At 36.9% G+C, this 15,560-nt stretch carries 13 protein-coding genes; 10 read left to right on the top strand and 3 right to left on the bottom strand.

Annotated features, from left to right (window positions below; genetic code table 11):
- Window positions 1-4 precede the first annotated feature (4 nt).
- The 9 genes from tsaE (at window position 5) to CWS31_RS03990 (ending at window position 10,726) form a co-directional block, all read left to right on the top strand.
- The gene (gene tsaE, locus CWS31_RS04030) at window positions 5-493 is read left to right on the top strand and encodes a tRNA (adenosine(37)-N6)-threonylcarbamoyltransferase complex ATPase subunit type 1 TsaE (protein ID WP_101344598.1); all 489 of its coding nucleotides are present in this window, start codon (window positions 5-7) and stop codon (window positions 491-493) included.
- A 110-nt stretch (window positions 494-603) separates the two neighbouring features.
- A complete protein-coding gene (locus tag CWS31_RS04025; RefSeq protein WP_101344597.1) occupies window positions 604-1,938 on the top strand; it encodes an N-acetylmuramoyl-L-alanine amidase in 1,335 nt (444 codons plus the stop codon).
- A gap of 6 nt (window positions 1,939-1,944) precedes the next feature.
- Window positions 1,945-3,960 carry a DNA mismatch repair endonuclease MutL gene (gene mutL, locus CWS31_RS04020; protein WP_101344596.1) on the top strand — a complete coding sequence of 672 codons (2,016 nt, stop codon included), beginning with the start codon at window positions 1,945-1,947 and terminating at the stop codon, window positions 3,958-3,960.
- Between the two features lie 67 nt (window positions 3,961-4,027).
- Window positions 4,028-4,963: a tRNA (adenosine(37)-N6)-dimethylallyltransferase MiaA gene (gene miaA / locus CWS31_RS04015; protein WP_170252765.1), complete on the top strand. Its 936-nt coding sequence runs from the start codon at window positions 4,028-4,030 to the stop codon at window positions 4,961-4,963.
- Window positions 4,964-5,128: 165 nt separating this feature from the next.
- A complete protein-coding gene (hfq, locus tag CWS31_RS04010) occupies window positions 5,129-5,380 on the top strand; it encodes an RNA chaperone Hfq (protein ID WP_101344594.1) in 252 nt (83 codons plus the stop codon).
- 54 nt (window positions 5,381-5,434) lie between these two features.
- Window positions 5,435-6,718, top strand: a complete 1,284-nt coding sequence (gene hflX / locus CWS31_RS04005; protein ID WP_101344593.1) for a ribosome rescue GTPase HflX — start codon at window positions 5,435-5,437, stop codon at window positions 6,716-6,718.
- A gap of 156 nt (window positions 6,719-6,874) precedes the next feature.
- A complete protein-coding gene (gene hflK, locus CWS31_RS04000) occupies window positions 6,875-8,044 on the top strand; it encodes an FtsH protease activity modulator HflK (protein ID WP_101344592.1) in 1,170 nt (389 codons plus the stop codon).
- Window positions 8,044-8,928, top strand: coding sequence for a protease modulator HflC (gene hflC, locus CWS31_RS03995; protein ID WP_101344591.1), 885 nt, complete (start codon window positions 8,044-8,046; stop codon window positions 8,926-8,928). Before hflK ends, hflC begins: the two co-directional genes overlap by 1 nt.
- Before the next feature lie 502 nt (window positions 8,929-9,430).
- Window positions 9,431-10,726: an adenylosuccinate synthase gene (locus tag CWS31_RS03990; protein WP_101344590.1), complete on the top strand. Its 1,296-nt coding sequence runs from the start codon at window positions 9,431-9,433 to the stop codon at window positions 10,724-10,726.
- A gap of 384 nt (window positions 10,727-11,110) precedes the next feature.
- Here the strand turns inward: CWS31_RS03990 and sthA are convergent, their stop codons facing one another.
- A complete protein-coding gene (sthA, locus tag CWS31_RS03985) occupies window positions 11,111-12,538 on the bottom strand; it encodes a Si-specific NAD(P)(+) transhydrogenase (protein ID WP_101344589.1) in 1,428 nt (475 codons plus the stop codon).
- A gap of 125 nt (window positions 12,539-12,663) precedes the next feature.
- On the opposite strand from sthA, the gene fabR reads away from it, so the two are divergent.
- A complete protein-coding gene (fabR, locus tag CWS31_RS03980; RefSeq protein WP_101344588.1) occupies window positions 12,664-13,296 on the top strand; it encodes an HTH-type transcriptional repressor FabR in 633 nt (210 codons plus the stop codon).
- 17 nt (window positions 13,297-13,313) lie between these two features.
- Here the strand turns inward: fabR and trmA are convergent, their stop codons facing one another.
- Both trmA and CWS31_RS03970 read right to left on the bottom strand, forming a co-directional pair.
- A complete protein-coding gene (trmA, locus tag CWS31_RS03975) occupies window positions 13,314-14,408 on the bottom strand; it encodes a tRNA (uridine(54)-C5)-methyltransferase TrmA (protein ID WP_101344587.1) in 1,095 nt (364 codons plus the stop codon).
- A gap of 341 nt (window positions 14,409-14,749) precedes the next feature.
- Window positions 14,750-15,232 carry an RNA recognition motif domain-containing protein gene (locus CWS31_RS03970; RefSeq protein ID WP_101344586.1) on the bottom strand — a complete coding sequence of 161 codons (483 nt, stop codon included), beginning with the start codon at window positions 15,230-15,232 and terminating at the stop codon, window positions 14,750-14,752.
- Window positions 15,233-15,560 lie beyond the last annotated feature (328 nt).

The raw sequence follows: 15,560 nt of genomic DNA, 5'->3' as shown, positions 1-15,560 counted from the left end.
AAAAATGAAACAATTAGAATATTTTTTAGCTGATGAAGATGCAACTGTTGCTATTGGCTCGGGCCTAGCAACAGTACTCAAAAACTCTGTAGTTCAGCAAGCTTTAGTGGTTTATCTTAATGGTGATTTAGGTGCCGGTAAAACTACGTTAACTCGCGGTTTTGTTCGTGGCATGGGACATACAGGAAATGTAAAAAGTCCAACATACACTATTGTTGAGCCCTACGAATTAGCTAACTGGCGAGTATTTCACTTTGACTTATATCGTCTTGCTGATCCTGAAGAATTAGAATATATGGGCATTAGGGATTATTTTAACGATGATTGCTGTTGCTTTATTGAATGGCCAGAAAAAGGCAAAGGGCTATTGGCTAAAGCCGATTTAGTTATTACTATAGCTTATCAAGATGAACAAAGAGTCATCAATTTGCAAGCCGAGTCTGAACGTGGCCAACAGGTTATTACAGCGCTTGCTGATATTATAAAGTTATAGGTTATTGAACCTTAGGTAAATTGTAGCTACATTGTGGTTAAATTTTAGCTAAGGTTTAGGTAAAGTCTCATAGACTTGCCAGAAGTTTGATTATTTTTTGGGGTAGATAAATGTATCAAAGAGGCTTTTTAACTAGCGTAAAAATACAGCTAATAATGTTGCATTGTATTTTTATATTATCGAGTATATTTTCGGTTAGCGTCTTTGCTGCAAATAGTATTGACGGTATTCGTGTGTGGCCAGCACCAGAAAATACCCGTATAGTCTTTGATGTCAAAAACCAAGCAGATTACAAATATTTTACTTTGAGTAACCCTGAACGTTTGGTTATTGATTTTACAAAAACGAAAAATACTGTGTCTCTACAACGTCTTGCTGATGGAGATCCTAGGGTTAAGCGTTTTCGCTCCAGTGAAAGTGCTGATAAAACCCGTTTAGTCTTAGAGCTATCCCAATCTTATCAATTAACGGTATTTCCTCTTGCACCTGCAGGCCAATATGGAAATAGATTAGTTATCGATCTTTACGATAAAGAAAGAAGCCAGAAAGTAACCCCACCGCCACAGAATAATGTTGGTGACATTATTATTGGTGTTGTCGCGGGGCACGGTGGTGAAGATCCTGGTTCAATAGGTAATAAAGGTACTTATGAAAAGCATGTTACCTTGGCAATCGCAAAAAAATTACAAACATTAATTAATAATGAAAAGGGTATGAAAGCGGTAATGATCCGTACCGGTGATTATTATGTTAATTTAAACCGACGTACGAGTTTGGCGCGTGAAAAAAATGTTGATTTTTTAGTGTCTATTCATGCAGATGCTTTTCATACCCCAGAGCCAAGCGGTGCTTCAGTTTGGGTCGTTAAAAAGAGTCGTGCAGAATCTGAGTTAGCAAAATGGTTAGTTAATAGAGAAGAAAAATCAGAGTTACTTGGCGGTGGTGGTGGTGTTATCAAAAACACGGCAGATAGTAATTTAGCCCTTACCTTGGCTGATATGAGTAAAGAGCATTCGCTTGGTGTTAGTTTTGGCGTGGCAAACAATGTTATTAGCGAATTAAGAAAAATCACTAAAATGCATAAAAAGACGCCACAAAATGGTAACTTTGCCGTATTAAAGTCTTCTGATATTCCATCAATACTAGTTGAAACGGGCTTTATATCTAATCACGCTGAAGAAAAAAACTTAACTTGGTCTACCCATCAACAACGATTGGCCGATGCGATACATCAGGGGATTAAACGTCATTTTATGGATCACCCATTAACCGGGTCTTATTTCGCATCAGTGGGCTATAAAAAACATAAAGTCCGTAGTGGAGAATCACTTTCGGTGTTAGCCGAGCGTTATAATATATCGATGAGTGAGCTTAAAGCTCTTAATAACTTGAAAACTGATTCATTAAGAATTGGTCAAACGTTAAAAATTCCCCGTACCGGATAACCAGATATGACTATTGCTATATTACCTGCGCGCTTGGCAAACCAAATTGCTGCAGGTGAAGTGGTTGAACGTCCCGCCTCTGTAATTAAAGAATTAATCGAAAATAGTATAGATGCCGGCGCTACCATTATTCATATAGATGTGGATAAAGGTGGTATTAAAAAAATTAAAATTACTGATAATGGCCACGGTATTATTAAAGATGAATTGACCCTAGCGTTAAGTCGTCACGCCACCAGTAAAATTAAAGACTTAAATGACCTTGAAGCAATTAACAGCTTAGGTTTTCGTGGTGAAGCACTAGCAAGTATTAGCTCGGTTGCCCGTCTAACACTTACCTCTAAGCCGCAAAATCAAGCTACTGCATGGCAAGCGGTTGCTGAGGGGCGAGATATGCAGGTCGAAATAAAGCCAGCAGCGCACCCCGATGGAACAAGTATTGAAGTACTCGATCTGTTTTTTAATACTCCCGCAAGACGAAAGTTTTTACGCACTGAAAAAACAGAGTTTAATCATATCGACGAAGTTGTTCGCCGTATTGCATTAGCACATTTTGAGGTAAGTTTTACTTTAACGCACAACGGCAATATTGTACGCCAATATCGAACAGCGAGCACGCATGCACAGTGCACTAAACGAGTGGCAGGGGTATTAGGACCTAAATTTATTGAACATGCGTTAGAGATTGATTGTCCGCATGATAATATGTCACTGTCAGGCTGGTTAGCAAAACCTAGTTTTGCTCGTAGTCAAAATGATTTAAGTTATAGTTATGTCAACGGCAGAATGATGCGTGATAAGTTAATTAATCATGCTATTCGTCAAGCCTATGCTGACTTATTACCTGCGGATACATACCCTGCGTTTGTGCTCTTTCTCACGCTTGACCATCGTGAAGTTGATGTAAATGTGCACCCGGCTAAGCATGAAGTTCGATTTCATCAAAGTAGGTATGTACATGACTTTATTTATTCTGTTTGTCATAAAGCGTTAACCTCTGCTTTAGCTGGAGAAGATTTATTTAATGAAGAAAGTCATGCAATGGCACTTAAGCCTGAGCAATCATATTCTATAGAAAACTCTTCAGTTAACACTGAAAAGAGTACAGCTGTAGGAAGCCATTCTTCGTTAATACAATCTCATGTAGACTCCCCTAGTGCGGATTATTCTCGTCCTGATTATATTACACCATTACAACATGTTCGTGAGGCCAGTAATTCTCACTCTAAGCCTAGTTATAATAGTCAGGCTCAACAATCTAGCAATAATTCATATGGCAATAACTCATCATATAGCGGTAACTCAGTTTCTACTGCAGCGAATAACTATCAAGCCTTAATGACACCCCACCATAAACATTCAGATTTATCATTAATAAACTCTGAGCGGGTTAGTGCTAAAGCTATATCGCATACAACTAATAAAGTTAATCAAGAAATATTGTTAAGCATAGAGAAGCCAGGTTATGCGCTGTACAAAGCTCAAAGTGGCATGAGGGTTTTATCATTATTTACTTTAGCGAATAATGTTTATCATAAGCTTGTTACTCAACGTTGGCAGCAAACAAATAATGATGACAAAACTCAAGGCTTAGTCAGTCAACCTTTGTTATTACCTGTAATGTTGAGTCTTTCTGATAAGCAACTAAACATTGCTTTAGCAATGCAAAATATATTTGCTACAGCTGGTATAATTTTTGTTGAGCACAGTAAAAATAAAATACAAATTAGACAATTTCCTGCACTATTACGTGAGCAAGATGTTGGTAATGCGTTAATCATTATTCTTGATGATCTGCTCGACGTACTACAAAATACTTATAATGATGAATCAGAAAAATTAACTGAGAAAGATTGCCAACGAAGTATTGGTCTTGCTATGGTTTTGACTGAATATGATGAAATTCAAGCTGGAATTTTATTAAAACAGGCTCAAAAAATATTCAATGAGCAACTTAGTCAACAATTGCTCTTGAATTCTATTCCCCTTGACCTCACATCACATATTAAGCAGTTACTTTAGTTAGCTTTTATCATATAGAGAACTAACCCAAATAAAGAGTTAAGCCTTAGTGTCAGTTCATCAAACCATTACAGAGCAGAATCAACCGCCAGTCATTTGTTTGATGGGCCCAACCGCATCAGGTAAAACTGCGTTGGCAATGGCGCTACAAGAAGCATTACCTTGCGATATTGTAAGTGTTGACTCGGCACTTATATATCGAGAAATGGATATTGGTACAGCTAAACCAACTAAAAAAGAATTGGCATTATATCCACACAGATTGATTGATCTACGTGACCCAACGGAAAGTTATTCTGCAGCAGATTTTTGTCGTGATGCATTAGCAGAAATTGCTGAGATCAGAAGTAATAATCGTATTCCGTTATTAGTTGGCGGTACTATGATGTACTTTAAAAGTTTAATTGAAGGTATTTCGCCACTACCAACCGCTGACCCTGAAATACGTGAAGCTATTGAGAAAGAAGCATCAACACAAGGTTGGCAAGCCATGCATGACCAACTTGCAGAAATTGACCCTATATCAGCTGAGCGTATTCACCCCAATGATCCGCAACGTATTACGCGAGCGCTAGAAGTGTATAGATTAACCTGCAACACTTTGACACAATTAACACAAATTAAAGGTGCTAAGCTCGACGGCAATGTTTTACAATTAGCAATAACACCTAAAGAGCGCAGTACGCTTCATGATCGAATCGCTCTACGTTATCAGCAAATGATTGATCAAGGTTTTGAACAAGAAGTTGTTAAGCTAAAAGAGCGCGGTGATTTAAATGAAAATTTACCATCAATTCGCTGTGTAGGCTACAGGCAAATGTGGCAATATTTAGAGGGTGAATTTGACCACGACGAAATGATCTTTCGTGGAATATGTGCAACCAGACAATTAGCTAAAAGACAGCTTACCTGGTTAAGAAATTGGCCTGATTTACATTGGTTAACAACCGACGATAATACCAATTTAGCACAAGTTTTATCACTGTTAGAGTTAAAGGCGTAAAGGGTAAGCAATTTTAAAGCAATAGTTTAAAATTGATGTATAATTAATTCGTTAGCTATTTTTACAACGCTCTTTTGTTGTGTTTTATAGTTATTTTTCAGACAATTTATTACTGTATTTATAAATATTTCAGTAATGTTTTATAATAATAAAAGGGACCATCTAATGGCAAAAGGCCAGTCTTTACAAGACCCATTTTTAAATGCATTACGTCGTGATCGCATTCCAGTTGCAATTTACTTAGTTAACGGTATTAAATTACAAGGACAAGTCGAATCTTTCGATCAATTTGTTATTTTGTTAAAAAATACTGTTAGCCAAATGGTATATAAGCACGCTATTTCTACTGTTGTACCATCTCGTGCTGTTAATACAACGCCAGTACCAAACCTGGATGATAATTCTTCAGATGAGTAAAGCTGTTTATCTTTTTTTGAGTACTATAAATAACGGTACTAGGATTTAGCGCTATTGTTTGAACGTTATCAAGCAGGTGAACAAGCTGTACTTGTTCATTTAGACTTTCCTGATGAAAGCAGTAAAGAAGACCTTAACGAATTTAAAATGTTAGTGTCCTCTGCGGGTGTGGACGCATTAACGGTTGTTACCGGTAAGCGTAATACGCCTCATCCTCGGTTTTTTGTAGGTTCAGGTAAAGCAGAAGAAATACGTGATGCAGTGAATTTAGTCGGGGCTAATGTAGTTCTGTTTAATCATAGTTTAACACCATCACAAGAAAAAAATATTGAAGCGTTGTGTGAATGTCGAGTAGTTGATCGTACAACTTTGATTCTCGATATTTTTGCCCAACGTGCAAGAACACACGAAGGTAAATTACAGGTTGAGTTAGCCCAATTACGCCATATGAGTAGCCGATTAATTCGCGGTTGGACTCATTTAGAAAGACAAAAGGGTGGTATTGGCCTTCGAGGGCCTGGAGAAACTCAACTTGAAACGGATAGGCGATTACTGCGCGAGCGCATGGTAAGTATTCGTAAACGTCTTGAAAAGGTTGAAGTACAAAGACAACAAGGCCGAAGACAAAGAACGCGTGCAGAGTTACCAACACTTTCGTTAGTTGGGTACACCAATGCGGGTAAATCAACCCTGTTTAATACCTTAACTCAAGCAGAAGTGTATGCTGCTGATCAACTTTTTGCTACTTTAGACCCCACCTTAAGAAAAATTGATTTAGCTGATGTCGGTCGTGTTATTTTGGCGGATACCGTTGGCTTTATTCGTCATCTACCCCATGATTTAGTTGCTGCATTTAAAGCAACCTTAACTGAAACCCGTGAAGCAGAATTGTTATTACACGTGGTTGATATATCAGATGACAGACGTAGTGAAAATATTGAACAAGTAGAATATGTACTTAGAGAGATAGAAGCGCACGATGTTCCACAATTAATCATTTGTAATAAAATCGATAATCTCGATGACATTGAACCGCGTATAGATAGAGATGCTGACGGTATGCCAATTCGGGTTTGGCTCTCAGCTCAAGCAAATATTGGTACCGAACTGTTATTTCAAGCTCTGGCTGAGCGCTTGGATATTCAAGTGATTAATCATCGCCTTAATATACCTGCAAAAGAAGGGAAATTAAGGGGGGAATTATACAAATTAAATTGCGTGACTAATGAAAATTATGATGATGAAGGTAATTGTCATCTTGATGTAAACTTGCCGTCGCGAGAGTGGGAACGGTTAATTGCTACTAAATATAGTGAATTAGCTGATTATATCGAATAGTAGGAGCTGTTGAACTTTCAGGTTGAAATTTATACTGCGTTTTCAAACAAGTTGCTGTAAAAGTAATCTCGAAAGATCAACAGACCCTAGTGTAAAAATTTTAATTTATAGGCGATAGGTATTCTTATACTGTCGTCAATTTTAGTGGAGAGTAACATGGCTTGGAACGAACCGGGGAATGATGATAAAGACCCCTGGAAAAACAAAGGTGGCAAGAATCAAGGTCCACCAGATTTAGATGAACTACTTAATGATCTCGGTAAAAAAGTTACTGGAATCTTTGGTGGTAAAACAACTAAAGGTGGCTCAGGATCTGGTAAAAGCTTTTCTAGTATAGGCATATCTATTCTTCTTGTTGTCGCTTCTCTTGTTTATGGTTTTAGTGGTTTTTACACTATTAAAGAAGCTGAGCAGGGTATTGTTTTAAGATTTGGCGAATATGCCGGCACGGTTGACCCAGGTATTAACTGGAAATGGACGTTTGTTGATCGCATCATCCCTGTTGATATGCAAAGTACTCGAGCTATGCCAGCAGAAGGTTTCATGCTTACTAAAGATGAAAACGTAGTACGTGTAGAGATGCAAATTCAATACCGTGTTATTAACCCTCGTAATTATATCTTTAGCGTTACTAACGCTGATGATAGTTTAAAACAAGCGCTTGATAGTGCCATTCGTTATGTTGTTGGTCATTCGAAAATGGATGCTATTTTAACAAGCGGTCGTGAAGAGATTCGTCAAGCAGTATGGGAAGAGCTAGATAACATTATTAAACCTTATGACTTAGGTTTACTTATTGTTGATGTTAACTTTAAAGATGCCCGCCCACCGAATGAAGTAAAAGATGCTTTTGATGATGCTATTTCTGCACAAGAAGATGAAGTACGTTTTTTACGTGAAGCTGAAGCTTATGCTCGCGGTATTGAACCCCGTGCTCGTGGTCGTGCTAAGCGTATGGAACAAGAAGCAATTGGTTACAAGAGTCAAGTTGTGTTAGATGCACAAGGTGAAGTTGCTCGTTTCGAGAAAATATTACCAGAATATCAAGCAGCACCAAAAGTAACTCGTGAGCGTTTATACATAGCTACAATGGAGCAAGTATATAGCAATACTAGTAAAGTGATGGTTGATGTTGATGGTGGTAATAATATGATGTACTTACCTTTAGACAAAATTATTCAACAACACAATAGCGGCAACAGTAATAACGGTAGTAATAATTCTAATAGAACTAATTACGCACCAGTTGAAACACAAAGTGTGAATTCGGCACCTACTCAATCATCAGATCGTTCTGATAGATTTAGTAACGGGAGAAGTAACTAATGAAGAATTTTTTCATTGCGATAATCGCGTTAATTGTCATTCTCTCTGTCTCGTCAGTTTTTGTTATTTACGAAGGCCAACGCGGTATAGTATTTCAATTTTCAAAAATTAAACGTGATAGTGCTACCGATCAAATGATGGTATTTGAACCAGGATTACATTTCAAAATTCCATTGATTGAAACCGTACGTAAATTAGATGCGCGTATTCAAACTTTAGATGAGCCAGCAGACCGTTTTGTTACGTCTGAGAAAAAAGATTTAATTGTTGATTCTTTTGCTAAATGGCGCATTGTTGATTTCTCTACATATTATTTACGTACATCAGGATCAGTTGATAATGCTCGTGCGTTACTTAAGCAGAAAATTAACAATGGTTTACGTACTGAGTTTGGTAACCGAACGATTAAAGAAATCGTTTCAGGTGATCGTGACACCATTATGGCTAAAGCGTTAGAAAGTGCAAAAAGCAGTCGTGAAGATTTAGGTATTGAAGTAGTTGATGTACGTATTAAAGCGATTAATTTACCTGATGAGATCAGTCAGTCTATTTATGACCGTATGCGTGCTGAACGTACTGCTGTTGCTAAAGAGCATAGATCACAGGGTCAAGAGCAAGCCGAGATCATTCGCGCTACTATTGATGCTAAAGTGACTATCATGTTAGCTGAAGCACAAAAGAATTCTTTTACCGTACGTGGTGAAGGTGATGCTTTAGCAGCAAAAGTTTATTCTGATGCTTATAATAAAGACGCAGAGTTTTATAGTTTTTACCGTAGTCTTGAAGCTTATAAAAATAGCTTCAACAGTAAAAACGACATCATGGTTGTTAAACCTGATGGTGAATTCTTCCGTTTCTTAAATGGTGACGGTGAAGACAAATAATACAATAATTAGTTGGTAGCCTTTCATTTAGGGCTACTTATTATATTTATTGCCTAAGCCAGCGTTGTTGCTGGCTTTTTTTATGTCTTATATTTGTCTTCCCTTTAATACTAATCCCATTAAACATGTGATCATTTATACCTGTTAAATCACCCAACTACTTCGTTATTTATTTAATAATTAGAACAACTAGTTATAAACAACAGCTTGTATTTGGCCATTCTTCCTACGTATAAAGTAGAACACCTAATTAATAGATCCGTTAATAAGAACAAAAATTGAAGCTATTTGTTTTATAGTTAGTGAACTATTCAAAATACTAGGTTTTGATAACTATCAAAACCTTAAGGAATTACTAATATTTTTGGAGCTAAATGACTAACTTTATTGGTTATTTTTTATTTAATTGAGTCATTAACCTAAAATATTACTTTTTAACTTGGACTACTATTCCTTTTTTGGTAAAATCTCCGCCTAATTTTCTTATGAAATAGTCAAAAACATGGGCAAAAATGTAGTAGTTCTCGGCACTCAATGGGGTGACGAAGGTAAAGGTAAGATCGTAGACTTACTAACTGATAAAGCGAAATATGTAGTTCGATATCAAGGCGGTCACAATGCTGGTCACACTTTAGTGATCGACGGTGAAAAAACCGTTTTACATCTTATTCCATCAGGCGTATTACGTGAAAACGTAAAATGCTTAATTGGTAACGGTGTAGTTTTATGTCCTAAAGCGTTAATGACCGAAATTACCATGTTAGAAGCTAAGGGCGTTCCAGTTCGCGAACGTTTACTAATTAGTGATGCATGTCCTTTAATTCTTCCATACCATAACGCGTTAGACGCTGCACGTGAAACTGCACGTGGTAGTAAGCCAATTGGTACTACAGGTCGTGGTATTGGTCCAGCATATGAAGACAAAGTTGCTCGACGTGGCTTACGTGTTGGTGATTTATTCTGTGCAGAGACTTTTGCAGCTAAATTAAAAGAAATTATGGAATACCATAACTTCTCATTAGTTAACTACTATAAAGTTGAGCCAGTAAGCTATGAAGAAGTACTTGCTGACGCATTAGCTATTGCTGATACTATTAAAAAGATGACTGCTGATATTTCAGAAATCTTAGATCAAGCGCGCATTGCTGGCGATTCAATTATGTTTGAAGGCGCGCAAGGTACCTTACTTGATATTGATCATGGTACTTACCCATACGTAACTTCGTCTAATACTACTGCTGGTGGTGTTGCTACAGGCTGTGGTTTTGGTCCTCGTCATCTTGATTATATCTTAGGTATTACTAAAGCTTACACTACACGTGTTGGCTCGGGTCCTTTCCCTACAGAATTAAAAGATGAAATTGGTAACCATTTAGGTACTGTTGGCCATGAATTTGGTGCAACTACTGGTCGTGAACGTCGTTGTGGCTGGTTTGATGCAGTTGCAATGCATCGTGCAATTCAAGTAAATAGTGTAACAGGTTTCTGTTTAACTAAACTTGATGTACTTGATGGCTTAAAAACATTAAAAATCTGTACAGGTTATAAAACTGAAGCAGGTGATATTATCACTGTGCCACCTACGGCTGCTGAAGGTTATGAAAAAATCACACCTGTATATGAAGAAATGCCAGGCTGGACTGAATGTACCGTTGGTGCGACATCAGTAGATGCTTTACCTGCGAATGCAATTGCTTATATCAAGCGTATTGAAGAAATCACCGGCGTACCAGTAGATATTATCTCTACAGGCCCAGATCGTGTTGAAACAATTATTAAAGTAAACCCATTCTTATAAGAGCTACTTTTTTAGCTTCTTAGTTAGATGTGTAATTGTTAATCAAATCCAGCCATGTGCTGGATTTTTTTTATTCTAAATTTAGTAGCTATTAACTCGGGTTAGTGAGTTTTAAAATGATTAAACATAACTGATTAGCATTTTAAAAGCATAATTTAATTTGTTTGGTGCTATATGATTTTAAGCCAGTGAGTAAGGTTATATTGAATAGTTATTAGGGATTTAGTACAAACAGGAGGTAGGTTCGGTGATGCTATGTCAATCGGCTAAAACTACATGTCATAGCTTTTAATGATCTGTTTTTATATGCAGGGTTAAGAGCATATGTAAAGAGCATGAGTAAGGTGAGGGTTAACTATCACCTTACTCATATTTTATCACTTATTAAAACAATCTATTCAAACCATTCAAAGCAGCAACGCGAAATGCTTCTGCCATTGTTGGGTAGTTGAATGTTGTTTCAACAAAATACTCAATAGTATTGCCGCCATTTTTCTGCTGCATAATTGCTTGTCCAATATGAATGATCTCTGCAGCATTCTCGCCAAAACAATGAATACCTAAAATTTCTTTAGTTTCACGATGAAAAAGAATTTTCAAAGAGCCCACTAAATTATTAGATATTTGTGCGCGAGCGAGATGTTTGAATTGTGCACGACCTACTTCATAAGGTATTTTAGCTTCGGTAAGCTCTAACTCTGTTCTCCCTACTGAGCTTATTTCAGGAATAGTGTAAATTCCTGTTGGGATATCAACAATTAACTTTTTCTTGCAGGTCTTATCTACCATAGAAGATGCAGCAATCCTACCTTGGTCAAAAGCGGCACTTGCCAAACTTGGGTAACCAATAACATCACCCACAGCAAAGATATTTTCAACATCAGTTTGATAATGTTCATTTACTTTTAACTGACCTCGGCCATCGGCTTTTAAACCTGCAGCAGCTAAATTTAAATCGGCTGTATTACCTGTTCTACCGTTAGCGTACAGTAAACAATCAGCACGCATTTTTTTACCAGATTTTAAATGCACAACAACCGCATCGTCAGTAGCTTCAACACGTTCGAATTCTTCACCGTGACGAATAACCACACCATTATTCCAAAGGTGATAACTTAATGAATCTGACATTTCGGTATCTAAGAAAGATAGTAGTCGATCACGGGTATTAATTAAGTCAACCTTAACACTAAGTCCTCTGAATATTGAGGCATACTCACTACCAATAACCCCGGCACCATAAATGATAACGTGTTGTGGAGCATGGTTAAGGCTTAAAATGCTGTCAGAATCATAAACACGTGGATGAGTAAAATCGACATTTTCTGGTTGGTAAGGTCTTGAGCCCGTAGCGATAACCACTTGTTTAGCTGTTTTATTTTCAGTGGTACCATCTGGATACGCTATTTTTATCGTATTTGCATCTACAAACGAGGCATCACCTTGAATGTTATCAACGCGATTACGATCATAAAAACCACTGCGTAAGCTTACTTGCTTTTGAATAACAGCTGAAGCGTGACTTAATATGTCTTGAAAAGTAAGTTGCTTTGCTTGTTTATTTTGACTAAACAATGGATTTGAATTGTATTCAATCAAGCGACTTACTGATTGGCGTAATGCTTTTGATGGAATTGTTCCCCAATGAGTACAGCCACCGCCAACTTGATGATAACGTTCAATTACAGCGACTTTCTTTTGCAGCTTAGCAAGTTTCATTGCTGCGCCTTCACCACCAGGGCCTGTGCCTATGATAATGACATCGTAATCAAAGTCTTTAACTTCAGTTTTACTTGTTTTTGATTTAGTCACGGTAAGTCCTCAAATAATGTAATGGGAATATAATAGCTCATTTTAACAGAACTAAAACTGACAATATTGTGTTAATTCAGTATTATGAGAATAACTGATAGTTATAGTCATAAAGAGTTCAATAAATGAGTGGTGTACGTGCACAACAAAAAGAAAAAACCCGCCGCCAAATAATCAATGCTGCACTCAATCAACTGAGTGCTGAACGAAGTTTTTCAAGTTTAAGTTTACGTGAAGTTGCGAAAGAAGCAGGACTAGCGCCTACTTCATTTTATCGACATTTTTCTGATATGGATGAGCTAGGATTAACCTTAGTTGATGAAGCGGGTTTAACTCTACGTCAATTAATGCGTCAAGCTCGACAACGTATCGCTAAGGGTGGTTCTGTTATCCAAATATCAGTGCAAACATTTATGGAACTGATAGAAAGCAATGGTAATATTTTTAGACTGTTATTACGTGAGCGCTCAGGTACATCTGCGGCATTTAGAGCAGCGGTAATCAGAGAAATTCGTTATTTTACCATGGAGCTTTGCGACTACCTGCAAAAAGCAAATCAACTTGATGCTGAGGTTGCTTATATGCAGGCTAATGCGGCGGTTACTATTGTTTTCAGTGCGGGCTCTGATGCACTTGATATAGCAGATAAAGCAGATCGAAATCATTTAGCGCAGCAAACGATACAACAGTTACGTTTTATAGCTCGTGGTGCACTTGAACTGAGTGATCGCCGTAAAAGAGCTAGAAAAACTCGATAACTGTTTTTTAAATCGGTCTACTTTCTCGTTAAGATAACACCAGCTTCAACATGATCGGTGTAAGGAAATTGATCGAATAACGCAAAGTTGTCTATATTATGTGTATCAACTAGTAGCGCTAAATTTTCTTTTAGAGTTTCAGGGTTACAAGAAATATAGATAATTTTATTAAAACGACGTACTAACTCTACGCTATCGACATCTAAACCTGCTCGCGGTGGATCTACCAATACAGTGTCGTAGTTATAAGCGGTTAAATCAAAGTCTTCTAAACGTCTAAACTTACGCTCGCCATTCATCGCTTGGCTAAACTCTTCACTCGACATACGAACAATGTCGATATTCTTAATATTGTTCTCGCTGATATTTATTTGTGCAGAGCGAACTGATGTTTTAGATATTTCAGTACCTAATACACGATCAAAATTTTCGGCGAGGGCAATACTAAAGTTACCATTACCACAATAAAGCTCAATTAAATCACCACCAGCATTCTTTGTTGCTTGTTGTGCCCATAATAGCATTTGCTCGTTTACACCGGCATTTGGTTGCGTAAAACTATTTTCAACTTGCTGATAGACATATCTTTTGCCGCCAACATTTAAAGACTCCATAACATAATCTTTATCAAGAATAATTTTTTGCTTCTTGGCTCTGCCAATAATATCTACAGGGGCAATCCTCGAAAGTTGCGCTTTTAATTTTACAGCTTCAGTTTGCCAGCTTTCTGCTAATTGTTTGTGATAAAGCATGCTAATTAATAATTCACCACTTAAGGTTGATAAAAAATCAACTTGGAAAAGTTTAAAGCGTAATTCACGGTGATCTTTAATTGCAGCTATCAAAGCTTTCATTGCTTTATTAATTAATTCACTAGCAACAGGAAAGTCATCTACTCTAAATTTTTGTTTGGTTTTACTATCAAACATAATGTAATAAAGATCATCACCTTCATGCCAAACTCTAAATTCGGCTCTTTGACGAAAATTTAACGGTACCGATGGATATAAATCCGCAGGAGGAAGGTTGAAATCACTAAATAATTTAGCCATATTTTGTTGTTTTGTTGATAACTGTGTATCGTAATTATCAGGATGAATGTGACTAAACATAGTAATGCCTTGTAAGTAAGAAGCTAGAGTAAAGAAAGCGATATAATAATATCAGCGCGAATTTTACTACCCACCTAACTTTTGTCTACCCCTTAATCCAATTAGTAACTAAATAAACGAGTAAAATTAATAGATAAAGTTTCATTCACAGTGGCAACTTTAAAGCCAGATACATAAGTTAAATGTTGGTTCTCGAGGAATGATGGTAAGTTCTACCTGTTCAATTAGGTAAATGGTTTATTGGATTGTTGGAATTGGTATAATACAAATTTGATAACTGCAGATATAAAAAAGCCGCTAATTTAAGTTAGCGGCCTAGTAATTTATAACATTGTACTGAGTTAGTCTTCGTTATGATCTTCATTACGATCAGGGCGTTCTTTAGCTTCTCTAACTTTTAATGTACGTTGTTGAAATTCAGTATCATTTAAAGCAGCTATTGCTCCATCTAAATCATCTGATGCCATTTCAACAAAACCGAAACCGCGACGTTTACCTGTATGCTTATCTTTCATTAAACGAACTGAATGAACTGAACCGTGAGTTGAAAAAAGTTCACGTACTGCTGTTTCATTTGCTCTGTAAGGTAAATTACCAACATAAAGTGTTCTAACATCTTCATCTGAAATAGCTTCATTAGTAGATGATCCAGAAGAACAAGAATTAGTTGATGTTTTACATGCAACTAACGGGGCAAGAAAAGCAGCTATAAATACCAGGCCAGCAAAAAGAACAGCACTAACAGGGACAATATAAGTAATAGCGTAAGCGATAAGAGCAAAAACAACAGCAACAATGACTGTTTGTGAGGTTGGAGACTTCATATATAAAGATACCTAATTATTATTTTGATAAAGTAAAAGTAATTGTTTAAATAAATGCAGATTGCAATTCTATGTTACGCAGCTTTTTATAATGTGCAACTAGCAAGAGCAAAAATTATGCAATTAAACACATTATATTAGACCTTTAATTTAAAAGCCTCCTTTTTTTGTAGGAATAAAACCCATATTGGTCAATATTAAAACACTTGGTTGAATAAGTTAAATTAGTGCTTGTGCTCTATCAAAAACTCTCTACAATGCGCTCCAGTTCCAAGGGGTTCACGCAAAATGAATCATCAAGAGCTTGTTTTACTAAGTTATCTACTCG

The sequence above is a fragment of the Colwellia echini genome (assembly GCF_002843355.2).
Lineage (GTDB): Bacteria > Pseudomonadota > Gammaproteobacteria > Enterobacterales > Alteromonadaceae > Colwellia > Colwellia echini.
This window is presented reverse-complemented; position numbering and strand designations above follow the sequence as displayed.

Excerpts from the sequence above, each read along its gene's own strand:
- mutL (WP_101344596.1), top strand. The coding sequence starts at position 1,945 with ATGACTATTGCTATATTACCTGCGCGCTTGGCAAACCAAATTGCTGCA.
- tsaE (WP_101344598.1), top strand. The coding sequence starts at position 5 with ATGAAACAATTAGAATATTTTTTAGCTGATGAAGATGCAACTGTTGCT.
- trmA (WP_101344587.1), bottom strand. The coding sequence starts at position 14,408 with ATGTTTAGTCACATTCATCCTGATAATTACGATACACAGTTATCAACA.
- hflC (WP_101344591.1), top strand. The coding sequence starts at position 8,044 with ATGAAGAATTTTTTCATTGCGATAATCGCGTTAATTGTCATTCTCTCT.
- hflK (WP_101344592.1), top strand. The coding sequence starts at position 6,875 with ATGGCTTGGAACGAACCGGGGAATGATGATAAAGACCCCTGGAAAAAC.
- CWS31_RS04025 (WP_101344597.1), top strand. The coding sequence starts at position 604 with ATGTATCAAAGAGGCTTTTTAACTAGCGTAAAAATACAGCTAATAATG.
- CWS31_RS03990 (WP_101344590.1), top strand. The coding sequence starts at position 9,431 with ATGGGCAAAAATGTAGTAGTTCTCGGCACTCAATGGGGTGACGAAGGT.
- fabR (WP_101344588.1), top strand. The coding sequence starts at position 12,664 with ATGAGTGGTGTACGTGCACAACAAAAAGAAAAAACCCGCCGCCAAATA.
- CWS31_RS03970 (WP_101344586.1), bottom strand. The coding sequence starts at position 15,232 with ATGAAGTCTCCAACCTCACAAACAGTCATTGTTGCTGTTGTTTTTGCT.
- hfq (WP_101344594.1), top strand. The coding sequence starts at position 5,129 with ATGGCAAAAGGCCAGTCTTTACAAGACCCATTTTTAAATGCATTACGT.